Genomic DNA, 25,349 nt, shown 5'->3' on the forward strand with positions numbered 1-25,349 from the left:
TTTGCAAACGTATGCAAAATGATTCCTTGCAGGGGGCACCATGGCGGAAATTCAATTGCGGAACGTCGGCAAGCGATGGGGCTCATTTGTTGGGGTTCACAACTTCGACCTGACCATTGCAGATCGCGAGTTTCTGGTACTGCTCGGCCCTTCTGGCTGCGGCAAGACCACCACAATGCGGATGATCGCTGGTCTTGAGGATGTGACCGAGGGTGAAATCCTAGTCGATGGCAATGTGGTCAACGATCTGGAGCCGAAGGACCGCGACGTTGCGATGGTGTTCCAGAGCTATGCGCTTTACCCGAACATGAACGTATATGAAAACATCCGCTTTCCGCTGAAAGTGCGCGGCATCGACCCGTCGACCCATGACGAGAAAGTGCGCCGCGCCAGCGCGATGGTTGAGCTGGACGATTTTCTGCATCGTAAGCCTGCCGAATTGTCAGGTGGTCAAAGGCAGCGTGTGGCACTCGCCCGTGCCATTGTGCGCGAACCCAACGTGTTCCTGATGGACGAGCCTCTTTCAAATCTGGATGCTAAACTGCGGGTTTCCACCCGGGCGCAGATCAAAAATCTAAGTCATGAGCTGGCCGTCACCACCATCTATGTAACCCATGACCAGATTGAGGCCATGACCTTGGCCGACCGCGTTGTGGTGATGAAACAAGGCGTGGTTCAGCAAGTGGGTAGCCCCACGGAAATCTACGACATGCCGGCTAACACGTTTGTGGCCAGCTTCATCGGCTCACCCGCGATGAATTTGATGGATGGCGAGGTTTCGGGCGGCGTGTTCCGAGCCGAGCATGTCGAAATTCCAGTCGATGCTCCGGACGGCCCAATGACACTGGGATTCCGCGCAGAAGACGCCAGCCTTGCCGAAGGGCAGGGCCAGATCACAGCACCCATTTACACGCTGGAATTGCTGGGCGACGCGACCATGATCTCGGTCCGGGTCGGCGGTGCTCTGGTATCGGTCAAAGCCGATAAAGCCTTCCGCGCCGAGATTGGCGAGACAGTCTCGTTCTCGGTGCCAAAAGAAATCTGTCACCTCTTTGAAGCTGAAAGCGGTGCGCGGATTGGGGACCACCCCCACAAACAGCCCAAACGGGCTTAACACCGGTCCGGACGTCGACGACGGACCGATCCTGACAGGGAGAAACGCATGAAACTCAAGACGATCCTTATGGCAGGTGCCATGTCCATCGCCGCCACCGGCGCATGGGCGGAATGCGCCTTTGAAAACGACGTGCCACTGAAGTCGCTGTCCGCCGGGTTTGAAGCCTGGAAAGCGGTCACCGATGCAATGGCGGAATGCGGTAACTTCAGTGCTTCGCTGGACCAGGAATTCCGCGAAAAGCAACCTGAGGCATTTGCCGCTGATCCGGCGCTTTATCAGATCGGCGGTGTTTCGAACGCAACTCTGGTGCCTTTGCTCAATGCCGGTACGATCCGTCCGCTGGACGATCTGGTCGAGAAGTACGGTCAGGATTTGCTGCCCAATCAGTTGATCAAAGTCGATGGCAAGACCATGGCGATTGCGATGATGGTGAATGCGCAGCACCTGATGTATCGCGACGATGTTCTGGCTGAACTGGGCATCGAAGAACCCAAGACATATGGCGATGTTCTTTCCGCGGCTGCCAAGATCAAGGAAGCCGGCGTCATGGACTATCCCATTGGTGGGACGTTCAAGACCGGTTGGAACCTTGGTCAGGAATTCGTCAATATGTATTTGGGCGAGGGCGGTTCGTTCTTTGGTGACGGCAACATGCCTGCAATCAACAACGAGCAAGGCGTAGCGGCGCTGGAAACCCTGAAAGCCATGACCGAGTATATGGATCCAGAATATCTGGTTTCCGACTCGACATATGTTCAACAGCAGTTCCAGCAGGGCAAGATTGCCATGGCGAACCTGTGGGCCAGCCGTGCCGCTGCGATGAACGATGAGGCCGAAAGCCAGGTCGTTGGCAAGGTGACCATGGCCGCGGCTCCAATGGGATCGGCGGTTCCGGCGACCACAATCTGGTGGGACGGTATTGTTCTGGCTTCGAACATGAGCGACGAAGAAGCGGATGCTGCCTTCCGCGTCGCACTTGAGGGCATGGACACCGATACGGTCAGTGCGAACAACGATGTCGCAGTATGGCTGAGCACGGCCTATTCGGCAGGCCCTTTGGCTGCAGGTGCTGCAGCGTCCGCTGAAGGCGGCGCCAAGGCTTACCCGGCTTCCGGTCCTATGGGCATCATGCACACCTCGTTGGGTAACGGACTGGCCGACTACCTGACCGGTGCCAAAGACGCGCAGACGACTCTGGCCGATATCGAGGCAGACTATGTCACTGCCGCGAAAGAAGCGGGTCTGATCAGCAACTGATCCTCCCTTGGGAGGGCTACGGCCCTCCCATCCCTTTCCCCCGAGAACCATTAGAAAGGCAGAGCCATGAACTTCCGGACATTTGCTGCTTTTGTCGGTCCCTCTGTCTTTATGATGCTTCTCTTCATCGCGTTCCCGCTGGTCAGCGTGTTCAAGCAGAGTTTCTATGTCACTCAGCCGATCTATGAGACGGTTGAAAAAGAAACCTGTACCCCCGGTTTCCTGACCCAGACCTGTGTGACTGAAAAGGTGTCGCAGCCAAAGCTGGATGAGCATGGTGAGATAATCACGCAAACCCAGTACGTGGGGTTGCAAAGCTATCGCAATGTTCTGGAACCTGACCGTGCATGGCGCGCCATAAGTGATGGCAGCTGGCATGTGCTGTCGACGATCAATTTCTGGAAGGCCCTGCGGTTCACTCTGACGTTTACTTTGATCACTCTGCCGTTGGTGGTCGGTTGCGGGCTTGGGATTGCCATTCTGATAAACAATGCCGCGCGTTCTATCCGCGGCCCGGTGATATTCGTCTCTCTGCTACCTTTTATCATCACTCCGGTGATCGGAGTTCTGTCAATCAATTGGCTGTTTCGCGGCGACGGTATCCTGACTGCGATGATGGAATGGTGGCTGAACCGTGACATAGCCCTGTTTGCCCAGGCTTGGACGATTGAAGTCCTGATGATGATCTACCGCGTCTGGCACGTGGCGCCCTTTGCGGCCATCATCTTTTACGCCGGTCTCCAAACGGTTAATCAAGACAGTTTGGAAAGCGCGGTAATTGACGGGGCGACCCGCTGGCAGCGGCTGAAATACATCGTCATTCCGCATCTGATGCCGCTTATCATATTTGTATCAATGATCCACCTGATGGACAGCTACCGTGTGTTCGAAGAAATCGTAGGCTTCTCAAGCCAGGGCTATGTGATCTCGCTACAGTGGCTGACCTTTGACTACCTGACGCCGGATCAGGCGGGTAACCGGTCGATCAGCCGTGCCTCGGCCAACTCGATGCTGACCATGATTGGCGTTGTCATCCTGCTTATCCTTCCGCTGCGCCGTACATGGCGCGATCATAAAGGAGGTCACTGATATGTCCTCGCGTGCGCTTCGCCAGCCTTTTGGCCTGCGGCTGACTTCAAACATCTTCCTTGCGCTGTGGTGCCTGATCGCGGCCTTCCCGATCTTCTGGATCGTGGTGATGAGCTTCAAGTCGCCAGTGGATGCCTTCGACAGCAACGCGTTGAACGTGATCTTCGGTCCTGCCACTCTGGGCGTTGGCAAAGGTCTTTCGCTGCTGGACATCATTCTGGGCATCGCGGTGATTTGGGCGACGATTGTGATCTCCACAAAAACACTCCCGTCGATGGTGAAGTCTTACACGAAACCCGAGCAAGAATGGTTTGGCTGGGTGATCGGCGTGCTGGTTGTTCTTGTTGGCTTTCTGCTTGCATTCTTTGTCGTCCTGCCCGCCGTTCTAAACGTGCTGAACCCCTGGTTCGGACCCTTGGGTCGGGACGTGCTTGGCCTGACCACCGAACACTACAAGACCGTCTGGATTGACCGGGGCTTTTCAAACAACTTCAAGAACTCACTGATCGTGACAACAGGTGTGGTGACCGTGTCGCTGACCGTTGGCACGTTGGCGGGATATGGTCTGGCACGGTCTGGATCGACTTTGGCTTTCTGGATCCTGATTGTCGCCTTGGTGTTCCGGGCCCTGCCTCATTCGGTGCTGGTGGCTGGCTATCTGCCGGTGTTCATCAACTCGGCTGAATGGCTGGCCCCGATCCTGGGTGAAAATGCACCAACACTATACGGCAAGCCATTTGCGGTGATCGCTGTTCTGGTTGCGATCAATCAGCCATTCACGATCTGGATGCTGCGTTCGTTCTTTCAGAATATCCCGGCAGAGCTGGACGAGGCCGCGCGCGTTGATGGTTGCAGCCATTTTCAGGCCTTCCGTCGTGTGATCATGCCGGTGATGTGGCCGGGGGTGATCACCACGGGTCTGTTCAGCTTTTTGCTGGCCTATAACGACTTTCTTGTCACCGCGTTGCTGCTGGATGCGCAGAACCAGACCATGGTTCCCGCCATCGTCGGCATGTTCAACCGCGAGACGACAACAACCGATCAGGTGGTCGCGGTTGCCGCCGCCGTGTCGATCACTGCGCCGCTGATCTTTCTTGTTCTGATCTTCCAGCGCCAGATCGTCAGCGGTCTGACAGCCGGAGCGGTCAAAGGCTAATGAGCAATCATGCCCGCCATAACGCCATGTCGCGCCACCCAGCGCTGAACAGGATGCCGAGGGACTTTCTGAGTATTGGGGGTACAGCCTCCAAACTCTCCCTCTGACAACCTGAAAGGATAAAGACATGAAAGGTTCCCGTCCCGAACAAGCGGTTCTGACCCGCGACACGGACATGAGCAAAACCGAAGAAACGCGCCGCGTGATCGAAACCATGGTGGATGGTCTGAACGATCACCGCATTGATGACATCGGAGAATTCTTCACTGAAGGCTTCCGTTGGATGGGCAATCAAGGCTGCGGCACCAAAACCGGGCTGAAAGAGTTTCAGGAAAACTGGCAGCGCCCGTTTCAAGCGGCGTTTTCGGACAAGACCTGCATCGATGAGGCCCGTCTTTACATGGGCGAATGGGCAGCAGCCTTTGGCCGTCAGGAAGCAACCCATACGGGTGAGTTTCTGGGCATCGCTCCTACCGGCAAGCGTGTCGAGATCCGCTATATGGATTTTTGGAAAGTCGTTGACGGCAAGATCGTCGACAACTGGGTGAATGTCGATTTCGCACATGTCGCGGCGCAACTGGGTGTCGACCTGTTCAACGGCGAAGGCTGGGAAGCATTTGACCGGGGTGAGAAATGTCCACCCCGGCCCGAAAACTGAGGATTGGAAATATGGCAATCGAGTATCTTAAACGCGGCAAATCCGATGCGGACCGGGCGGAAGATGATGCCAAAACCCGCGCCGTGGTTGAGGCGACCCTGAAAGACATCGAAACCCGCGGTGACGCTGCGGTACGTGAGTTGAGTGAGAAGTTCGATAACTACTCGCCAGCCTCGTTCCGCCTGAGCCAGCAGGAAATCGATGACTTGATCGGTCAATTGACCGATAGGGAACTGGCCGACATTAAATTCGCCCAGGAACAGGTGCGCAACTTTGCGCAGGCTCAGCGGGATTCAATGCTGGACATTGAGGTCGAAACCCTGCCGGGCGTGATTCTTGGCCATAAGAACATCCCCGTACAATCGGTCGGATGTTATGTCCCTGGCGGTAAGTTCCCAATGGTGGCCTCGGCCCACATGTCCGTGGCCACGGCTTCGGTCGCGGGTGTCCCTCGTATCATTGCCTGCACGCCTCCGTTCAAAGGCAAGCCGAACCCAGCAGTGATTGCGGCCATGCATTTGGGTGGCGCGCATGAGATCTACGTTATGGGTGGCATACAGGCCATTGGTGCGATGGCTTTGGGCACCGAGACGATTGATCCGGTTCACATGCTGGTTGGTCCCGGCAACGCCTTTGTCGCGGAAGCGAAACGCCAGTTGTTCGGGCGCGTCGGCATTGATCTGTTTGCAGGTCCCACCGAAACCATGGTGATCGCGGACGAGACCGCGGCAGATGCCGAGCTATGCGCAACCGATCTGCTGGGACAGGCCGAACACGGATACAACAGCCCCTGCGTGTTGCTGACAAACTCTGAAAAGCTTGCCAATGAGACGCTGTCCGAGGTGGACCGCCTGCTGGGCATCCTGCCGACCGCCGACACCGCGAAAGTGTCATGGGATGAATATGGCGAGGTGATTGTCTGCGACACGTATGACGAGATGCTGCAGGTCGCTGATGATATCGCCTCGGAACATGTGCAGGTGATGACGGATCGTGACGACTGGTTCCTTGAGAATATGACCTGCTATGGCGCGTTGTTCCTTGGTCCGCGCACCAACGTGTCAAACGGGGACAAGGTGATTGGTACGAACCACACGCTGCCAACGAAGAAGGCGGGGCGCTATACCGGCGGGCTTTGGGTCGGGAAGTATCTGAAAACGCACAGTTATCAGAAAGTTCTGACCAACGAGGCGGCGACACTAATCGGCGAATACGGCTCGCGTCTGTGCATGTTGGAAGGTTTTGTGGGCCACGCAGAACAGTGCAACGTCCGCGTGCGTCGCTATGGCGGCATTAACGTGCCCTATGGCGAGCCGGCGCCTTATCGGGATGCCGCTGAATGAGTGATAGGCATACTCAGCATAAGGCCCTGATCGCTCCGCTCAGGGCCGCGATGTATGATTTTTCCGAGGCCAGTGTTCGCGCGGCACTGGCCGAGGTAACGGCCTCGGACGCCGTTTTCCACCTATGCCATCCCTTTGGCGACAGCATTGGCAGCGACGCTTTCTATGACCGCGCCTATAAAGACCTGTTGACGGCCTGGCCCGATCTGGAACGCCGCGACTACATTGTCATGGCCGGCCCGGATGAACATGGTTCGGACTGGGTAGGGTGCGGCGGCTACTACACGGGCACATTCACCGGCCCATGGCTGGACATCCCACCGACTGGTAATCAGGTTACTATGCGGTTCCACGAATTTTACCGTTTCGAAAACGGCAAAATCGCGGAAATACAGGCCCTTTGGGATATCCCCGAGGTGATGATGCAGGCAAATGCCTGGCCGATGGCACCCAGCCTTGGACGCGAATGGCATGTGCCGGGCCCGGCCACGCAGGATGGGTTGGTGCCTGGGCCCCACGATGAGGCCAAAGGGAAAGAGACCTGCAAACACATCATCGACATGCTGGAGCACCTCAAGAAACACCCGTCGCATGGCGGCCCCGAGGTGATGGAGATGGAGCGGTTCTGGCATCCCCGTATGAATTGGTACGGCCCCTCAGGCATCGGCACCGGACGAGGCTATGCAGGATTCCGCAATTGGCACCAGATTCCGTTCCTGAACGGGATGCCGGATCGCGGGAAATACGTCGAGGACATCACCTACCATTTCTTCGGCGATGGCGAATACGCTGCCGTGACCGGATGGCCTAACATGATACAGACCGTCACTCATGACGGATGGATGGGGATAGCGCCTGCGGGCAAGAAGATCACCATGCGCAGCCTCGATTTTTGGCGGCTGGAAAACGGGCGCATTCGTGAAAACTGGGTGCTCGTCGATCTTCTGGATGCTTATCGCCAGCTAGGCGTTGACGTCTTTGCCCGTCTGCGGGAATTCAACAAGGCCCGAAACATGGGGCGCATTGATATACCGGATGGAATGAGCTGATGACTGAACTGCCGCGCACCCCTTCGTTTTCCCTCACAGGAAAGACCGCCCTGGTGACAGGTGCCTCTTCAGGCATTGGGCTGGGCTGTGCCGTGGCGCTGGCCGAGGCGGGCGCGCATGTCGTCTGTGCGGCCAGAGGCGAGGACCGGTTGAATGATACGGTGGCTGCTCTGCAGGGGCAGGGCTGGTCAGCCGAAGCGCTTGTGCTGGACCAGGGCGATCTGGGAAAGCTGAAACAGCTTTTCGAAACGCGAAACTTCGAAGTCGTGGTGAACTCGGCCGGGGTCGCCCGTCATAGCCCCGCAATTGAAACGACACCCGAAGACTTCGATGTCGTTACCGGCGTCAACTTGCGTTCCGCCTACTTCCTTTCCGCCTATGCTGCGCGTGCCTTGATCGATGCTGGCAAGCCAGGGTCCATAATTCATATCTCCAGTCAAATGGGCCATGTGGGCGGCGTAGACAGGGCGCTTTACTGTGCAACCAAGCATGGGCTCGAAGGTATGGTCAAATCCATGGCCATCGAATGGGGCAAGCAGGGCATCCGAATCAACACGGTCTGCCCGACGTTCATTCGAACGCCTCTGACCCAATCCACCTTTGACAACCCAGAACGCGCCGCGTGGATCATGGAAAAGATCAAACTGGGTCGCGTGGGCGAGGTCGAAGATATCATGGGTGCGGTACGCTACCTCGCCTCGGATGCCTCAGCGCTGGTTACAGGCACCTCGATGTTGATTGACGGAGGTTGGACAGCAGATTGATGGCTGAGAAAGTAACATCACTCCAGGTCGCGCAACTGGCCGGTGTCAGCCAATCCGCCGTCAGTCGCGTCTTCACGCCGGGCGCTTCGGTCAGCAAGAAGACGGAAGAAAAGGTGCGCAAAGCCGCGACTGAGCTTGGGTATCGCCCCAATGTATTGGCGCGCGCGATGGTGTCGGGCAAAAGCCGCATCATCGGTTTGGTCGTCGCCTATTTGGACAACTATTTCTACCCCGAAGCGCTCGAGAAGCTGTCGAACGAGTTGCAGGAGCAGGGCTATCACGTCCTGATTTTCATGGCCTCCAGAACCGCCGGAAACATTGACGACGTTATGGAGGAAATTCTTGATTATCAGGTTGATGGCGTGATCCTGGCCTCGGTCGCGATGTCGTCCGATATCGCAACGCGGTGCCAACAAGCTGGTGTGCCGGTCGTACTGTTCAACCGTAGTCAGGATATCGACGGGATTACCTCGGTGACCTCTGACAATTATTCCGGCGGCCGCAAGGTCGCTGAATTCTTTATTGCCGCAGGCCACGGTCGCATCGCTTACATTGCCGGTTGGCAGGGTGCCTCAACCCAGCGAGACCGCGAGGCCGGGTTTCGCGCCGCTCTCGGTGATGCAGGTCAGGATCTGTACGCCTATGAAATAGGAGAGTTTCTGACCGAGAATGCGCGATTGGCCGCGCGCCGCATGTTTGATGTTGAACCGCAAAAACGACCCGATGCGGTGTTCGTCGCCAATGACCATATGGCGCTTGCCGTGATGGACGTCATTCGGTTTGAACTTGGAATGCGTATACCAGAAGATGTTTCTGTCGTTGGATACGATGATGTTCCGCAGGCCGGATGGCTTGCCTATAATCTCACCACCATTCGTCAGCGCGCCAACCTGATGGTGGCGGAAACCGTTGATGCCTTGTTGGACCATATTGAAAACCCGGCAGTTGCCGCAGCCCGCAAGGTCGCGATTGATGGGCCGTTGATCGTGCGCACTTCGGCACGGCTGCCCAAAGGCTGGACCCCGCAAAGGATGAAAACATGAAAGGCTTTGATCCCAAGTTCCGGGATTTTCCCGACTATATCATCGGAATTACCAAAGAGATCTGGGAAGACCGGGGCATCGCAACCCTGCACGAGTATTACAGCGAAGATATCGTCGTTCGCTCACCCGGTTCGGTGGTTTTGGGAAATCAGAATGTGATCGGCGCGACGATGGCGACCCTGGCCGAGTTTCCGGACCGGCAGTTGATGGGTGAAGATGTGATCTGGTCGGGCACGCCGGAAGAAGGCATGCTGAGCTCTCACCGCATCCTGTCTACTGCCACGCATCTGGCCGAGGGGGTTTACGGCAAACCTACGGGTACAAAACTATGCTATCGAATTCTGGCCGACTGCCACGCCATCGACAACCAGATCAACGACGAATGGTTGATCCGCGATCAGGGCGCGATTGTGCGACAGATGGGCTGGGACCCGAAAGAATACGCCGCTGATCTGATTGCGCGTGAAGGTGGTAAGGACAGCTGTGTCAAACCTCTGACCCCCGAGATCGACCAGCCCGGCCCCTACAAGGGGCGCGGCAACGATAATGAGTGGGGGCAGCGATATGCTGATATCCTGACCCGGATTATGAGTGCCGATATGGGCACAATCGTGGCCGAATATGACCGTGCGGTGCAGTCTGAGTATGTGGGCGGCGTCACGGGGTATGGCTGGGATGCCGTCGACCGGTTCTGGATGGGCCTGCGGGCAAGTTTCCCGAATGCTGAATTCAAGGTTGAACACCAGATCGGGCGCGACGACCCGGATATGCCGCCGCGATCAGCAATTCGCTGGAGCCTTTGGGGCAAGCATGACGGCTGGGGCATGTTCGGGGCGCCGACAGGGGCACAGGTTTATGTCCTCGGGATCAGTCACGCCGAGTTTGGCGCGTTGATTGCGGGGCAGCCGCAGCTGCGCCGTGAATATACTCTGTTCGATGAAACCTCGGTCTGGAAACAGATCCTGTTGCAGAGCGGAGAGGTCTGAGTGGCCCGCCCGGTCGCATATCGCATCCTTGCAGGTGGTCTGCGTGAAACCGGAGCATGTCGACGTTTCCATATGTTTCGTCAGAGCCTGCGGGCGCGGCGACTGAATCTGCGCCCGCCAGGGGAGTGAGCGCCTGTGCCGCCAGAGCACACGAGCTTGCATTCCTGAAAACAAAAAATCGGATCATACGTCATGACCAAGTCAGCCATCACTTCCCGCATTGTCCGCTACGGCGAGCTTCAACCCTGTAAAACCGCCTTTATCGATGCCCATACGCCGGGCAGCGATCAGAAAGAGAATTTCACGATCATCGGCGGTGGTGTCTCGGAATCTCCGGATCAGCACGTGCACATCACCGATAAGATCGGCTTTAACATCGGTGCCGCCGGTCAACCGCCGAAATGCCGGAACTCATTGCACAGCCACACAACGGCCGAGGTTTTCTTTGTTGCCAAAGGTCGCTGGCGCTTTTTCTGGGGCCGTTATGGCACCGCCGGTGAGTTCATCGCCGAGGAGGGTGATATTTTCAACATCCCGACCGGCATCTTCCGTGGTTTTGAAAACGTTGGCCAGGACTACGGTATGATCATGGCAATCTTGGGCGGAGACGACGCGGGCGGAGGCGTCACTTGGGCCCCTCAGGTCATTGAAGATGCGCAGGCGCATGGTCTGATGCTGGGCGACAATGGCGTTCTGTACGACACCAAGAAAGGTCAGGAGCTGCCTCATAATGTGCACCCAATGCCCTTGCTGACCGAAGAGCAGTTGAAGGGCTACCCTGAGGTTCCGGTTGAGGATGTCGTCGGCAAATATGTTGCACGGTATTGGGATTTGATGGCGTTGTCGGCCAACAAGCCAGCACAGGTAATTGGCGAGAGCGGGCTGATCAAGGATAAGCCGGGGTTTGCGGTCGACTTCCTTGGCCGTGGGTCCTCTGTGACCGAACCGATTGCGGCGGATAAACCTGTGGTTCTGATGCCAGCCAGCGGTCACTGGCATATCTCGATCGACGGGCACGAAACGACAATTTCGACAGGCGACACGGCTCTGGTTTTGCCCGGTGAATCCTATAGCGTTCAACCATCAATGACCGGGCAGGCGGGCCTGTACCGGATCACTGCAACCGATGAACCGGCAGGAGCGACCTGGACAGGATGAGCGCAGACCCGAACGACACCCAGGCCATATATGAGCGGCAAGCTACAGAGTATGACAAGCGCCGCTCAAAAGCCCTGTTCGAGGCGCGCTGGCTGGCGCGCTTCACGGCCAGCCTCAAGCCGGGTGACCACGTACTGGATCTGGGCTGTGGCACAGGCGATCCCATTGCGCGCTGGTTTATGGCCGAAGGGTTCGATGTCACGGGTGTCGATTTTTCCGCAGCCATGCTGAACATCGCCAAAGATCGCTGGCCGGACGGGGATTGGCGGAAAGCTGACATGCGGGATTTTGAGCTGGATCAGCAATTCGATGGGATCATCGCCTGGAACAGTTTCTTTCACCTGACATCAGATGAGCAGAAGGGCTGCATCACCCGCATGGCGCGTCATTTACATAACGGTGGAATGCTGATGTTGACCGTGGGTCCACGCGAAGGAGAAGTCAGCGGCACAGTGGGGTCAGAGCTTGTCTATCACGCCTCGCTATCCCCGGCCGGTTATGCAACGTGCCTAGAAGAGAACGGGCTGCAATTGACCGGTTTTTTGGCCGAAGACCCTGAAACCCAAAGCCATACTGTGCTGATGGCACGAAAACTGTAAGGAGGTCTTTATGGCCGTAAAAACCACACATGTTGGGTCTTTGCCCCGAACACAGGACGTCGTGGATCTTATCTTTGCCAGGGAAAACGATGAACCATATGAAGCAGCCGCGTTTGACGCGTGCATGGCTGCCGCAGTCTCTGAAACGGTGCGCAAACAGGTCGAATCCGGCGTTGATATAGTCAGCGACGGTGAGACTTCGAAGATTTCTTATGCGACCTATGTCAAGGACCGCTACACCGGGTTTTCCGGTGACAGCCCCCGAAACGCGCCGGCAGATTTGAAGATGTTCCCCGGCTTTCTGCAGCGGCTGGCCAATGACGGCGGCACGCCGCAATACGCCCGACCAATGTGCACCGGAGAAGTGCGATCAAAAGGGCAGGGCGAGTTAGAGAAGGACATCGCCAACCTCAAAGCCGCAATGGCGCAGCATGGAGTCGAGCGCGGTTTCATGAATGCCGCGTCCGCGGGTGTGATCTCACTGTTTTTGCAGAACGATTTCTACTCCACGCGTGAGGCATATCTGGCGGCGCTGGCCGATGCCATGAAAAAGGAATACGAGACCATCGTGGCCGCTGGTCTGGATCTGCAACTGGATTGTCCTGATCTGGCCTTGTCGCGCCATATGCTGTTCACGGACCTCTCGGATGACGAGTTCGTCAAGATTGCCGATATGCATGTCGAGGCCCTGAACCACGCGCTTCAGAACGTCCCACAGGATCGCGTGCGGGTGCATATTTGCTGGGGCAACTATGAGGGTCCGCATTGCTGCGACATTGCCATGGACAAGGTGTTCAGCACCCTGATGGCAACCAAATCGCGCTATGTCCTGTTTGAGACTTCGAACCCGCGTCACGCCCACGAGTGGACCGTGTTCCGCGACCGCAAATCTGAGATACCCGATGACAAGGTTCTGGTCCCCGGTGTGGTCGACACCACCACCAATTTCGTCGAGCACCCCGAGCTTGTGGCCCAACGGATCGAACGTTTCACAGCAATCGTCGGCGCGGACCGGGTGATAGCAGGCAGCGATTGCGGCTTTGGCACCTTTGCGGGCTTCGGCGCGGTTGACCCTCAGATCGCCTACGCCAAGTTGGCCGCGCTATCTGAGGGGGCCAAGCTGGCTTCGGCATGATACCCGTGATTTTCTTGCCGGGCATGATGTGTGACGCCCGCCTTTTTGGCCCACAGATCAATGCTCTGTCAGGCAGGATGCCGGTGATGACATTCCCGTTGTCGCGACACGACAGCGTGCAAGCCATGGCAGATTACATTCTGCAAAATGCGCCGGCTGAATTCGCGCTGGCGGGATTGTCGATGGGGGGGATCGTGGCCATGGAAGTATTGCGTCAGGCCCCTGCACGTGTCTCGCGTCTGGCATTGCTCGACACTAATCCGCTGGCCGAAAAGCCCGAGGTAAAAGCCCGCCGCGCGCCCCAGATTGCAACCGTTCGCGACGGCAATCTGAGGTCGGTAATGCGGGACGAGATGAAGCCCAGTTACCTGTCCGACGGGCCTAACCGGGGGGCTATCCTGGATCTGTGCATGGCAATGGCCACCGACTTGGGCCCTGACGTATTTTTGCGCCAATCGCGGGCGCTGATGGATCGCCCGGACCAAAGCGCGACGCTGACAGCTTACACGGGAAAGGCTTTGGTCCTGTGTGGGCAAGAAGACAGGCTGTGCCCCGTTGAACGCCACCAGTTGATGCACGATCTATTGCCAGACAGCGCGCTGGAGATCATCGAAGGCGCCGGGCATCTGCCGACATTGGAACAACCCCAAAAAACCACAGCGGCCTTGATCCGCTGGTTGGAGGACACATGACGCCATCCCTTTTGTCCCTGCTTCGCAAGGTCGACACCCCCACGGTCTGCAATGCCATCGAAGTGGCACAGGGCAAGCGCGGGTTCGACGATTTTACGCGCGGTACCATGCTGTGTTCAGCGCCCGAAGAGCCCGCGATCGTCGGCTATGCCCGTACGGCCAAGATCGCGGCGGTCAATCCGCCGACTGAGCCGCCTGAAGTCATCAAGGCCCGGCGCATGGCCTATTACAAATACATGGCCGAAGCTCCCAATCCGTGCGTCGCTGTGATCGAGGATATGGATTTTCCGGATTGCGTCGGAGCCTATTGGGGTGAAATCAATACATCCGTCCACAAGGGTTTTGGTATGTCCGGAGTCGTAACCAATGGCGTCATGAGGGATCTGGGCGACTTACCCAAAGGGTTCCCGGTCGTGGCAGGTTCCGTCGGGCCAAGCCACGGTTTCGTCCACGTCCGCGAGATCGATACACCGGTTTCCATTTTTGGCCTGACGGTTAATCCTGGCGAATTGGTGCACGCCGACCGTCATGGCGCGTTGGTCGTACCCGGTCTTGTCGTTGATCAGCTAGAAGCCGCAATCCAAAAACTATTGGTGACAGAACGCATCGTCTTGGATGCAGCCCGCCAACCGGAGTTTGATTTTGATGCTTTTGAGACCGCTTGGGCAGCCTTCGAAAAAGCCAGGGTCTGATTGTATATGACTGAGAGTATGAATGCCGAAAGGGTGGATCCGATGATTTACACCTAGGGTCAGGATGCATTGATTTTCGCTGCGCTGGGTGATTCACGGTTCGGAAAACTGAGCGGTTACATGAGCTACCTTTAGTTGCTGACCGACGAGCAGATGGCCAAGCTCCCGCCTTTTTCCCGAAGCCGCACGGCAAGCCTCAGTTAGATGACAAGCGGGTGTTGAGCGGGATTATCTTCGTCAGACGCAATGGGGTGCGCTGGCGAGACGCCTCGGAAGCCTACCGACCGCTCGGCTATTTCGTTATGGACACGTCAGTCATAGTTTGCCCGGAAAATCCCACCAAATTGTCTGAAAGCTGCCGCCGCGCTACACATAGTGCCAAATTTTTTCCGGAGTTTGGAAGGGAATTTCCGCACAAAGTATGGAACAATGATGCTAGCTAGCATCGGCTATCAAAAAAATATTTTTTTATTCAGATGGTTATTTGGGGGATTTGGTAGCGGAGGAGGGACTTGAACCCCCGACACGCGGATTATGATTCCGCTGCTCTAACCAACTGAGCTACTCCGCCATGAGTGAGAGGCGATTTAAGCGAGGGGCTGGAAAGGGTCAAGGGGGAAACACCGACTTACGGAGATTATTTTTGCCCCGATCAATCTGCTTTGGTTGCCTGTTGTGCGGCGACCCCAGGAGTATCAGCAATTCTACGAATGAAGGCCGCGCAGGCATCGGGTGCGGTGATCGGGATCATATGGCCCAACCCTTCTATCTTTTCGTCGCTCAGCCCGAACCGGGTCATGGGGGCACCGTTGGCGGTGGGTGAAAGTATGGTGTCTTGTGCGCCGTACAGAATGCCGCCGGGTACGGACAAGTCGGTATAGCGGTCTACCTGGGCTTCGATACTTTCATCCACCCCTACAACATCCTGCGACGCGGTAATGAAGGCCGAAGGGCGCAACCCCAGCGCACCGCCGGCGCGGTCCAGAAAGTCATCTGGCGCGGGTTCCGGATAGAAAACGGCTCCCAATGTATGCGGGGCGGTCTTAGCCGAAATGGGGACGGCGATCGTGTTGCCGATAAAGTTGCGCAACCACTCGGTACGTATTTCCAGCGGTTTGAAAACTTGCGGCGTGTTCGACAGCTTTTGCGTCAACGGGGCGAGCAAAGCGAGCGCTTTGGTTTTCTCCGGGTGTTCCAACGCCATGGCCAGCGATACGGCCCCGCCCAATGAGTGTCCGACCAGAACGGCGTTGGAAATGCCTTTGGTGTCCAGAAACTCTTGAATCATGCGGGCCTGTTCGGGCAGGCGCCCAAGATCGGCGCTATCGCGGGTTGAGTATCCGCAGCCAGGGCGGTCGACTGCGATGACGTGATAGTCATCCGCCAACAGGTCCATCAGAGAATAGGTGAAATGCTGCAGCTGCCCCGCAAGCCCGTGGATCATGATGACTGTCTGCTTAGTGGGGTCGCCCTTTTCCACGTAATGAATGCTGCCGCCGCGCACCGGGACAATCTGTCCAAGTTGCGGGACGCGCTGCAACCCCTGCCGGGTCAGTCGCCGGGTCCACAGGTTCATGCCGACAAAGAAGCCGCCGACCAGAAGGGCGATAACTAGAATTGTGGTCATCTCATCACTTTCCGCCTGAGGAAGGGGCAGGTTGGTATTGTTCCAGCCCCGATTGCGCCATGCGCTTTTCATACTCTGAAACGGTCCCGGGCCAAAGCGTCGTGTTCCGGCCCTGTGCATCCTGATACCATGAGGCGCAGCCACCCACCTGCCATACGCTGCCTTCGTGCCGTTCGCGCATTTCCTGTTCGAAGGCTTCCTGGTAGTCCGGGCGGGGTGTTATGATTAGTAGTCCGTCGCGGTTCATCTGGTCCAGCACTCGGCCGATGTGGCGAACCTGTGCTTCGATCATCAGCACAACCGAGTTGTGACCGAGGCCGGTATGTGGGCCGAGTAAGATGAAGAAATTGGGGAAACCTGCGATGGCAGTACCCAGATGCGCTTTCATTCCGTCCGACCATGCCTGGCGCAATGTCAGTCCATCGGATCCAGTTATGTCGAGGCGCTCGACCACATCTGTGACATGAAACCCGGTGCCCCAGATCAGAACGTCGGCCTTTGTACGGCTTCCGTCAGATGAATTGATCTGATCGCCCTCAATTGATGCCACACCGTACGGGAGCAACGTCACGTTTTCACGCGCCAGTGTCGGGTACCAATCGTTTGAGCTGAGGATGCGTTTGCAGCCGATACGATAGTCCGGCGTCAGCTGTTTGCGCAGACCCGGGTCTGCGATCGCGCTTGCCAACGATTTGCGCCACATCTTCATGGCAAAATTTACCATCCGTTTTTCGCCGCGGAACACGCGATGGCGATACTCGAAGACCATGTAAACCAGTTTCCGGCGTGCCCAAGGTAACACCGGGATGCTGCGATAAAGGCGGCGTAACCAGGGCGCGATTGGGCCATCCGGGCGGGGCAGGACATAGGGCGCGCTGCGTTGAAAGATTGTGACGTGTGCAGCAGTTTTCGCAATCTCTGGAACAAACTGGACAGCGGAAGCGCCGGTTCCGACAACTGCGACGCGTTTTTCCTCAAGCGGCGTGTCGTGATCCCACTCGGCTGAGTGAAAACAAGGCCCGGGAAAACTGTCCGCACCGGGTAAATCGGGGATGCTGGGCAGATGCAGCGCCCCTATGGCCGAGACCAGAAACCGCGCCGACCAGCGCTGCCCACTTTCGGTTTCCACCTGCCAGCGCATGCCGTCCCAGCGGGCAGATTTCAGCTGCTGACCGAAATGGCAAAGCTGGTAAATCCCCTCATCAAGGCAGACCTTTTTCAGATAGGCCTGAATTTCAGCGCCGCCCGCGTAGGCCCGACTCCAGTCCGGGTTCAGATGCGTTGCCATGGAATAGAGGTGCGATGGGATATCACACGCGACACCGGGATAGGTGTTCTCGCGCCAAGTCCCGCCAATCTCATTCGCTTTTTCAAGGATCACAATGTCCTTGATGCCGCGTTTGCGGGCCTCAATCGCCATCGTCAGGCCGGAAAACCCGGCGCCGACGATCAGCATATCGGTTTGATAGTCCATGCGCTCGTCCCTCCCAAAACGACCGATATGGTTGGGTCAGACTATAGGTGTTGGATTGCGTGAGAACAGCCTCCCGTAGGGTCAGGCACCGTTCACGGTTTATTCAGCCGCGTAGGATTTCGCCATTTGGATCAAAAGGCGGCTCGGACAGAATGGTCGCCTTGTGCGGACGTCCCAATACCATCACCTCAACCTCATCCCCTGCTTTGGCATCGGTTACAAAGCCAAGCGCCAGAGACATGCCGACGGAATAACCATAAGCGCCAGAGGTCACGCGGCCGATACCCTGACCATTTTTGAAGACTGGCTCACCGCCGGTCGCGTCGGCGTTCGACGCGCTGGTTTCAGCCTCATCCAGATGCAAAAGGACAAGCTGTTCGCGGGCAGGGTTGGCTAAAACGGTCTCGGCTGCGTTCTTGTTCAGAAAGTCTTTGCTGAACTTGCACAACCGATCCAGACCTACCTCATGCGGCCAGTATTCGGGGCTGTATTCGCGGCTCCACGAGCCATATCCTTTTTCGACCCGCAACGACATCAGTGCTCGGCTTCCCACTGGGCCTGCGCCAAACTCCTGACCGACCTGAAGCAGGGCGTCATACAGGCGGGCCTGATCTTCGGTGGCACAGTGAACCTCCCACCCCAAATCACCCGTGAACGAAACCCGTAGGGCCAGTACTTCGATTCCGGCCAGTTCGATTTGGGCGGATCGCATGAAGGGGAAATCCTCGGTGGCCAGCGAGGTATTGGTCAGGCGCTGCAATAACTCGCGCGATTTTGGGCCAGCGACGTTGAACCCGCACACAGCCTCGGTCCGGCTTTTGAATGTGGTGCCATCGGGCAGGGGGACCTGTTTGAAGAACCGTTTGTGATACCGCTCGGCCAATCCGGATCCGATGATCCAAAACTCGTCATCGGCCACACGGGTTACAGTGAAGTCCCCGGCGATGCCCCCGCGTTTCGAGATCAGAGGCGTAAGACAGGACCTGCCGACCGATTTGGGCATGGTGTTGGTGAAAACAGCATTCAGCCAGTCCTCGCCTCCCGGTCCCTTGCAGACATATTTGGCAAAGTTCGAGATATCGATGATCCCCGCGCGCTCACGCAGCATCCGGCATTCCTCACCCACGGGTTCCCACCAGTTCTGACGGGTAAAGCCATTAGTGTCTTTGGTTCCTGGCGTATCCGCGAACCACAAGGGGTGCTCCCACCCTGCGTTCAGGCCAAACACTGCGCCTATTTGAGCTTGCGTGTCATAGATGGGGCGCGTGCGCGCTGGGCGGCCTGCGCTGCGTTCCTCGTTCGGGAAGTGGATCGCGAACCGGTGGGCGTACTGGTCCTGAACGCGGGCCATTGTGAACTCTTTCGTCGCCCAGTCATCGAACCGAGCCATATCCCAGGCGAACATATCGTACTGCGTTTCACCCTCGATGATCCATTGCGCCGCCATCAGGCCCATGCCGCCAGATTGTGAGAAGCCGGGGATGATACCGTTGCAACAGAAATAGCCGTCGACCTCGGGCACTGGTCCCATCAGCACGTTGCTGTCGGGCGACCAGATCATCGGCCCGTTGATAACCCGCTTGATACCGGCTTCACCCACGGCGGGCAGACGTTCGATGGCGTTCATCATATTCTCTTCGACCCGTTCCAGATCGTCGGGGAAGAGATCATGCGCGAAGTCGAGTGGCGTGCCGTCCTCGGCCCAGAATTTCATGCCCTTTTCATAGGCGCCAACCAGCAGGCCCTGACCTTCCTGCCGCAAGTAATACTCGCCGTCACGATCACTGACCGAGGGCAGCCGGGTGCCACGCGCTGCCACGTCCGCCATTGTTTCGGTCACGAAATACTGGTGCTCAGTCGGTTGTAGGGGCAGCTCAATTCCGGCAAGTTTGGCGACTTCGCGCCCCCACAGACCGGCGGCATTGACGACCCAAGGTGTGTGGATGTCGCCCTTGGGTGTTCGTATGATCCAAGTGCCATCTTCTTGCTGGTCAGTCGCCGTGACGGGGGTAAATCGATGGATCTCGGCCCCGCGTTGCCGTGCGCCGACTGCATAGGCGTTTGTGACGCCCGAAGGGTCCACGTTGCCGCCGTCAGGTTCGAACATCACGCAGCGGATGCCATCGTAGTTGACCAATGGGTTCAGTCGTTGGGCCTCTTCGATGCTGATCTCATAAAAGTTCATGCCGTAAAGCTTGGCCTTAGCGGCCTGCAACTTCAGCTGATGTTCGCGTTCTTTGGTCTGCGCCAGATACAGCGAACCAGGCTGGAACACGCCGCAGCTCTGGCCGGTTTCGGCTTCAAGTTCTTTGTACAGGTTCATCGTGTAGTGCTGAATGCGGCTGATATTGGTGCTGTCGTGCAGCCCGTGGATGTTCGCCGCGGCGTGCCAAGTGGACCCGGATGTCAGTTCATCCCGTTCCAGCAGAACCACATCCGACCATCCCAGTTTGGTCAAATGATAGAGGATCGAACACCCGATCACCCCGCCGCCAATCACCACCGCCTGTGCATTCGTTTTCATGAGCCTGCCGTATCAAAGTTGGTCCCGTGGCCATGTGTCATCATCGCGATGGCACCGGCAACGGACATAAATTTCAAGTTGGGTTGAGTGAGTTTAATCTGAAGCTAAACTCAGAAATTCAGCTCATGCGCCCGGCCATATGCGACCAGCCGCTGGTTCAGCGCATCAGCTTCGGGCGCTCCGGATTCCAGCGCGAAAATGAAGGCATGTGTCAGGTAAAAGCAGGCCGCGTCGATGTCCCGCGCCGTTTCGCGCTCATCCGCGGCCAGCGTATAGTACCGGATCAGGTCGGCAGGATCGTTGCGATCATGCGCGTCCAGCAGAAGTCGATCCAGTTCCTGTTTGTCCATAGTTTTCCCTATTTGTCGTCGACCGGCCAAACTCTGACTGGCTGGCCGATCCAATAAGGTTAGCCTGCGCGGCCGTTTTCGACTTGCGTCGCGACCCAATGGTGGAAGTTATGCGTCGGCCCGTCCATCGCAGGCGAAAACCGTCCGCCGTCGAACAACATCCCATGTCTGCCTTTCTGCATGCCTTCGACGACAAAGACATCCTCTTCGAACACCGTCTTCCACAGCTGCGCGTTCGAGGCACGTAGTCCATCATGCTGCGGAGTGTCATCATTGCTTTTGGCGTAGTACAGCTCGATATGTTCGACGGTGTTTTCCTGATCGACCGGCTCCAGCACAATGGCAAATGCGTGATCGCGCTGCACGCCCAACAGAACGTTTGGATAAACCGCAATATACTCTGCGCCTTCGTTCCACTTGTCGCTCAGCCCGTCAAAATCCGGGAAGGTTGCGCCGTCCTGATTTGTAAGTTGGCGGTAAACCAGGGTCCCTTGGCCCGAATACTGACCGCGCTCTTCGATGTTGTAGTGATCCTCCAGCCGCGAATAACTGTTCAAACCGGGATGCACCCATGGCAGGTGATAGCTTTCGCAATAGTTCTCGACCGCCAGCTTCCAGTTGGTCTTGACCTCAAGCTTGAATGAGGACGTTTCACCGCCGTGGAAGACGGGTTTCTCAAATTCCTTCCAACGTTCCAGCAGGGGGCCGTGGACCTCTTCAAACTCAGGCGCATTGCCATCGACATTCACAAAGATCACATCCCGCCAGACATAGGAGCGTACGCGAACAAGGCCCAGGTCTTCGCGCTTGACGTCCTCGTGCTTGTTCTGGCCGGGGCCACCAACATGTGGAGTTGCGCGCAGCTCGCCTTTCAGACTGTAGCACCAGCTGTGATAGGGGCAGCGGATTGCGCCGCCGATTTTGCGCGGCGTGTCCACCAGGATCATCCCACGGTGGCGGCAGGTGTTCTGGAAAACGCCAACCTCACCATCCTTGTCCCGAACAACCAACAGCGGCATGCCCAGAAAATCGACTGGTTTTGCATCGCCTTCTTCCGGAACATCCTTGCCGAAGCCGATCCCGGACCAGTTGGCATACAGCACAGAACGCTTTTCTTCGTCAAAAACGGTCGGATCGATGTAATGTTCGTTCGGCAGGCCATTTGCGACATTTACATCGGCCAGAACGGAAGACAGCGCGCTATGCTTGTTCATCGGGCTCTCCTGAGGTTTTGCTGGATGCTATTAATCCCTATTGGCGGATCGAACCTGTAGGTCTCAATATCAGAAAAGCTCATCAGAGAGTGATTTCACCTAAACCGAACCTTCCTGAACCTCTTGAACGATCCAGTTCTTAAGGGCGCGGGCACTTTCTGAGAGCTCTTCGTCCGGTCGCCCGACTAAATAAAACTGGTTCGGCGCGGGCACTTGATGCGTGCCAATCGGCACCAGTTTGCCTGATTGCAGCATGGGTTGGATCAGCCGCTGCCAACCCAGCGCCAGCCCGGCACCCTTGCGCGCAAGCTGCAGCGCGACGGAATAGCTGTTGACGCGGGATTCAATGGGCACTGTGCCATTATATCCCAACTGCTGGAACCATTCGGGCCAGGTGGTCCAGGTGCGGTCTTCTGACTCCAGATGGATCAGCCGTTCAGAAGTCAGATCCTCAAGACCGGCATTCGCAAGCCTTTCTGCCATCTCTGGGCTTCCGACCGGGACTAGCTGGTCGCGAAACAGCGGAGTGTGTGACAGGTTGGGATCGCTGTCTCGCCCATAGCGAATGAAAAAGTCGACGTCAGGCCGATCGCGAAAGGGGCGATCCTGTGACAGTTGATCAACATTGACTTCGGGCATGTCCCGCCAGAACCGAATGACAGCCGGAGACAACCACAACGCGGCAACCGCGGTTGTCGATCCTACGGTCACCTTTCCGGCTGTCGATCGGTCGCGGATCATGCTCAGCGTTTTCGAAATGCGGCCGAAGGACGTGGACAGCGCGTCATAAAGCGCCTTGCCATCCTCGGTCAGATCAACGCCGCGATGCTTGCGTTGAAACAACGGTGTGTCCAGATCGCCTTCTAGCGCCTTGATCTGGTGGCTGACCGCGCCGGGTGTGACAGACAGTTCAACGGCGGCGTTCTTAAAGCTCAGGTGGCGGGCGGCGGCCTCAAAAGCTGACAAGGTTGTCAGCGGCGGCAGGTTGTAGTGGCGTCTGGACATGGAAGCAGGTGAATCGTTTTTCGGGTTAGTTTAATTTTTATCAACTCAGTTTTAGTTTTTTTGAAGGTGAAAGCTATAGCGCTTTTGATGATTTGATGTTTTTCTGGCTCAAGTTAAAGGCGGATGTCGCATTTTTCGTCAATGCGTCGGTTCTGGCCGAATTTAGAACGGAGCGCCACTATAGTCAGTTCTACCAACAAACGTTGTGTTTTTCGGGCTTTCCGAGAGAATTTTCCGGACGTCGCAAGACGGTACTGCGACACAATGATGTCCCGAACTGACAAACGGGAAAGGTCGAAAGGGGACGTGAAGGAGGCGCGAACCCATTCCCAGTTGGTAAGACCGAGTATCGCCTGATTGCACGGTGTGTTGAATTCAATGCAACTCAGAAGGCGTAAGACCATGCGGCGGTGCCGCATTTCTGAAACACAGAAACGAAACAAGAAAGAGCCGATACGTCTGCTGCAGCACCTTCCCCATCGTTCGAGGCGATTGGGCGAATTGCGTGAAATGCAGAGACAGTTTCGCAATTGATACAGCACCACGGAGGAGCAACATGTCGATACCCGAACCCTTTACGGATCTAGAAATAGAAACGGCCGATGCCGGATTCTATGAAAATTACAGCGTCCCAATCGCCCTAATCAGTAAGGGCATCATGGTTGCCCTTGTACTGTGGGCACTTGTCTTCCCGGCCAATGCCAACAGCACACTTGGCAGCTGGAATGGAAAGTTGCTGGAAATCTTCAACAGCTTCTACGTGGTCATTGTCGGCCTGTTTGTCATCTTCCTCGTCATTGTTGCCATCCTTCCAACGACCGGAAAGCGGGTTATGGGAACAGCGGGCGAAAAACCCGAGTTTTCGAACTTCTCCTGGTTCTCGATGATGTTCGGAGCGGGTCTGGGTGTCGGCCTGATGGTTTTTGCCACCGCTGAACCGTTGGGCCTGTGGGGATCGAACCCCGAGGTCGTGGCTGGTGCAGTTGCCGGCAACGATCCAGAGTCCGTTCAATCCGCGTATCGGTACACCTTCCTGCACTATGGTTTCCATGCTTGGGCGATTTACGTGGTGACCGGCCTGTCGCTGGCCTACTACGCTTATACCCGTGACATGCCACTGACCATTCGGGCGGCTCTTACCCCGCTGTTCGGTCGTTTGATGAACGGTTTCCTCGGCCATGTCGTTGACGTTCTGGGTGTTGTTGCAACGATCCTGGGTGTGTCCGTTACGATCGGGTTTGGTGTCAGCCAGTTCATCGACGGTCTGTATGCAATCACCGGCATGGAATGGATCATGGATTTTGGTGGTGAAGTACCCACGCCAAGCAAAGTTGGTCTGATCGCGGGTTTGGTTGTCATCATGGGTCTGTCGATCATTTCGGCGGTTTCCGGTGTTGGACGTGGTGTTAAGTACCTGTCGAACCTGAACCTTGTTCTGTCGATCATCCTGCTGGGCACTTTTGTGATCTTCGGCTCGTTCGTTTTCGCCATGACAACCTATGGCACAGCACTGTTTGACTACCTTCTGCACTTCCTCTCGCTGAGCTTTGGTGCATACGGTCCGTTGTCGACCGAAGCGTTTGCAGCGGCTCTGCCCGCTGAAGCGCAGGCGCATGCAGCTGATCTGGTGGGTGGCGCAACCAACGCATGGGGCAGCTTTGACGGCTTTAAGAGCGGTCTTGAAGGTGCTGCGGCTGAGCTGAGTGACGACACGCTGGCGGCTGTTTACGCCGCAGGCGAGCAAGGCCGTCAGTTTGGCTGGCAGTCGGGCTGGACCACCTTCTACTGGGCTTGGTGGATTGCGTTCTCGCCGTTTGTGGGCCTGTTCCTGGCGCGCATCTCCAAGGGTCGGTCTGTTCGTGAGTTCATTCTTGGCTGCGTACTGGCGCCGGCGCTGGTTTGCTTTGCCTGGATGACTGTTCTGGGTGGTACTGCAATTGATCTGGAATTGGCTGGTGTAGCTGAAGGCGCGATCATCGGTGCGTCGAACACCAACAAGCTGTTCGTGACGCTGTCTTACATGATCGACGGTGGGCTTCTGTCCATGCTGAACGTCATGTGCGTGATTCTGATCATGACCTTCCTGGTGACTTCTGCGGACTCAGGCATTCTGGTTATGAACACCATCATGTCCGGTGGCAGCCAGGAAACCGGCGTCAAGCACCGTATCATCTGGGGTGTTATCCTGACCGCCGTGATCGGTGCGCTGATCTTGGCCGCTGGTGAAAACAACCCGATGGACGCGTTGCGCAATGCGATGATCATCGGTGCTCTGCCCTTTACCATCGTGATGGGCCTGATGATGGTTTCGCTGACCAAGGCGCTCTATCGTGATGGTCGGCGCGACAAGCACACCGATGCTAGCACGCAGGCCGCAGAATAAGCGCAGGTCTCAATGCCAAAACAGACGCCGCCCC

22 protein-coding genes, 1 tRNA gene and 1 pseudogene are annotated in these 25,349 nt (G+C 56.8%); 17 read left to right on the plus strand and 7 right to left on the minus strand.

Going from position 1 to position 25,349, the window contains the following annotated elements; translation table 11 throughout:
• The first annotated feature begins 40 nt into the window (after nt 1-40).
• The 16 genes and pseudogenes from AC2FI8_RS18915 to AC2FI8_RS18990 form a co-directional block, all read left to right on the plus strand.
• Complete coding sequence (locus AC2FI8_RS18915) at nt 41-1,114, plus strand: ABC transporter ATP-binding protein (protein WP_496780557.1); 1,074 nt, start codon at nt 41-43, stop codon at nt 1,112-1,114.
• Between the two features lie 48 nt (nt 1,115-1,162).
• A complete protein-coding gene (locus AC2FI8_RS18920; protein WP_282153301.1) occupies nt 1,163-2,374 on the plus strand; it encodes an ABC transporter substrate-binding protein in 1,212 nt (403 codons plus the stop codon).
• A 66-nt stretch (nt 2,375-2,440) separates the two neighbouring features.
• A complete protein-coding gene (locus AC2FI8_RS18925) occupies nt 2,441-3,463 on the plus strand; it encodes a carbohydrate ABC transporter permease (protein ID WP_496725433.1) in 1,023 nt (340 codons plus the stop codon).
• 1 nt (nt 3,464) lies between these two features.
• Entirely contained in the window at nt 3,465-4,619 is a 1,155-nt protein-coding gene (locus AC2FI8_RS18930) for a carbohydrate ABC transporter permease (protein ID WP_170561322.1), read from the plus strand.
• A gap of 127 nt (nt 4,620-4,746) precedes the next feature.
• Nucleotides 4,747-5,277 carry an ester cyclase gene (locus AC2FI8_RS18935; RefSeq protein WP_496780558.1) on the plus strand — a complete coding sequence of 177 codons (531 nt, stop codon included), beginning with the start codon at nt 4,747-4,749 and terminating at the stop codon, nt 5,275-5,277.
• Between the two features lie 11 nt (nt 5,278-5,288).
• A complete protein-coding gene (gene hisD, locus AC2FI8_RS18940; protein WP_496737666.1) occupies nt 5,289-6,620 on the plus strand; it encodes a histidinol dehydrogenase in 1,332 nt (443 codons plus the stop codon).
• Complete coding sequence (locus tag AC2FI8_RS18945) at nt 6,617-7,669, plus strand: ester cyclase (protein WP_496780559.1); 1,053 nt, start codon at nt 6,617-6,619, stop codon at nt 7,667-7,669. Before hisD ends, AC2FI8_RS18945 begins: the two co-directional genes overlap by 4 nt.
• Nucleotides 7,669-8,433 (plus strand): SDR family NAD(P)-dependent oxidoreductase, encoded by a 765-nt coding sequence (locus AC2FI8_RS18950; protein ID WP_496780560.1) that lies wholly within the window; start codon nt 7,669-7,671, stop codon nt 8,431-8,433. Before AC2FI8_RS18945 ends, AC2FI8_RS18950 begins: the two co-directional genes overlap by 1 nt.
• Nucleotides 8,433-9,476: a LacI family DNA-binding transcriptional regulator gene (locus AC2FI8_RS18955; protein ID WP_496725441.1), complete on the plus strand. Its 1,044-nt coding sequence runs from the start codon at nt 8,433-8,435 to the stop codon at nt 9,474-9,476. The genes AC2FI8_RS18950 and AC2FI8_RS18955 overlap by 1 nt, the downstream gene beginning before the upstream one ends.
• Nucleotides 9,473-10,462 (plus strand): nuclear transport factor 2 family protein, encoded by a 990-nt coding sequence (locus AC2FI8_RS18960; protein ID WP_496780561.1) that lies wholly within the window; start codon nt 9,473-9,475, stop codon nt 10,460-10,462. The genes AC2FI8_RS18955 and AC2FI8_RS18960 overlap by 4 nt, the downstream gene beginning before the upstream one ends.
• A 192-nt stretch (nt 10,463-10,654) precedes the next feature.
• A complete protein-coding gene (locus AC2FI8_RS18965) occupies nt 10,655-11,620 on the plus strand; it encodes a cupin domain-containing protein (protein ID WP_496780562.1) in 966 nt (321 codons plus the stop codon).
• Nucleotides 11,617-12,219, plus strand: coding sequence for a class I SAM-dependent DNA methyltransferase (locus tag AC2FI8_RS18970; protein ID WP_496780563.1), 603 nt, complete (start codon nt 11,617-11,619; stop codon nt 12,217-12,219). The genes AC2FI8_RS18965 and AC2FI8_RS18970 overlap by 4 nt, the downstream gene beginning before the upstream one ends.
• A 10-nt stretch (nt 12,220-12,229) precedes the next feature.
• The gene (locus AC2FI8_RS18975) at nt 12,230-13,354 is read left to right on the plus strand and encodes a cobalamin-independent methionine synthase II family protein (protein WP_496780564.1); all 1,125 of its coding nucleotides are present in this window, start codon (nt 12,230-12,232) and stop codon (nt 13,352-13,354) included.
• Nucleotides 13,351-14,046: an alpha/beta fold hydrolase gene (locus tag AC2FI8_RS18980; protein WP_496780565.1), complete on the plus strand. Its 696-nt coding sequence runs from the start codon at nt 13,351-13,353 to the stop codon at nt 14,044-14,046. The genes AC2FI8_RS18975 and AC2FI8_RS18980 overlap by 4 nt, the downstream gene beginning before the upstream one ends.
• Entirely contained in the window at nt 14,043-14,738 is a 696-nt protein-coding gene (locus tag AC2FI8_RS18985) for an RraA family protein (RefSeq protein ID WP_496780566.1), read from the plus strand. The genes AC2FI8_RS18980 and AC2FI8_RS18985 overlap by 4 nt, the downstream gene beginning before the upstream one ends.
• A 153-nt stretch (nt 14,739-14,891) precedes the next feature.
• Nucleotides 14,892-15,025, plus strand: a pseudogene (locus AC2FI8_RS18990) (IS5/IS1182 family transposase); the annotation flags it as partial.
• A 207-nt stretch (nt 15,026-15,232) separates the two neighbouring features.
• On the opposite strand, the gene AC2FI8_RS18995 reads toward AC2FI8_RS18990, so the two are convergent.
• From AC2FI8_RS18995 to AC2FI8_RS19025, 7 genes are all read right to left on the minus strand, one after another.
• Nucleotides 15,233-15,309, minus strand: a tRNA-Met gene (locus tag AC2FI8_RS18995).
• A gap of 81 nt (nt 15,310-15,390) precedes the next feature.
• The gene (locus tag AC2FI8_RS19000) at nt 15,391-16,365 is read right to left on the minus strand and encodes an alpha/beta fold hydrolase (RefSeq protein WP_496780567.1); all 975 of its coding nucleotides are present in this window, start codon (nt 16,363-16,365) and stop codon (nt 15,391-15,393) included.
• Nucleotides 16,366-16,369: 4 nt separating this feature from the next.
• Nucleotides 16,370-17,839, minus strand: a complete 1,470-nt coding sequence (locus AC2FI8_RS19005) for a flavin-containing monooxygenase (protein WP_496780568.1) — start codon at nt 17,837-17,839, stop codon at nt 16,370-16,372.
• A gap of 103 nt (nt 17,840-17,942) precedes the next feature.
• Nucleotides 17,943-20,363: a GcvT family protein gene (locus AC2FI8_RS19010; RefSeq protein ID WP_496780569.1), complete on the minus strand. Its 2,421-nt coding sequence runs from the start codon at nt 20,361-20,363 to the stop codon at nt 17,943-17,945.
• 110 nt (nt 20,364-20,473) lie between these two features.
• Nucleotides 20,474-20,713, minus strand: coding sequence for a hypothetical protein (locus AC2FI8_RS19015; protein ID WP_496780570.1), 240 nt, complete (start codon nt 20,711-20,713; stop codon nt 20,474-20,476).
• 59 nt (nt 20,714-20,772) lie between these two features.
• On the minus strand, nt 20,773-21,927 hold the full coding sequence (locus tag AC2FI8_RS19020) for an aromatic ring-hydroxylating oxygenase subunit alpha (protein WP_496780571.1): 1,155 nt from the start codon (nt 21,925-21,927) through the stop codon (nt 20,773-20,775).
• Nucleotides 21,928-22,026: 99 nt separating this feature from the next.
• Entirely contained in the window at nt 22,027-22,932 is a 906-nt protein-coding gene (locus tag AC2FI8_RS19025) for a LysR substrate-binding domain-containing protein (protein WP_496768829.1), read from the minus strand.
• A 556-nt stretch (nt 22,933-23,488) separates the two neighbouring features.
• Between AC2FI8_RS19025 and AC2FI8_RS19030 the strand changes: the two genes are divergently transcribed.
• Nucleotides 23,489-25,315 (plus strand): BCCT family transporter, encoded by a 1,827-nt coding sequence (locus tag AC2FI8_RS19030; RefSeq protein WP_496780572.1) that lies wholly within the window; start codon nt 23,489-23,491, stop codon nt 25,313-25,315.
• Nucleotides 25,316-25,349 lie beyond the last annotated feature (34 nt).

Source organism: Ruegeria sp. CDSB029, from assembly GCF_059611125.1.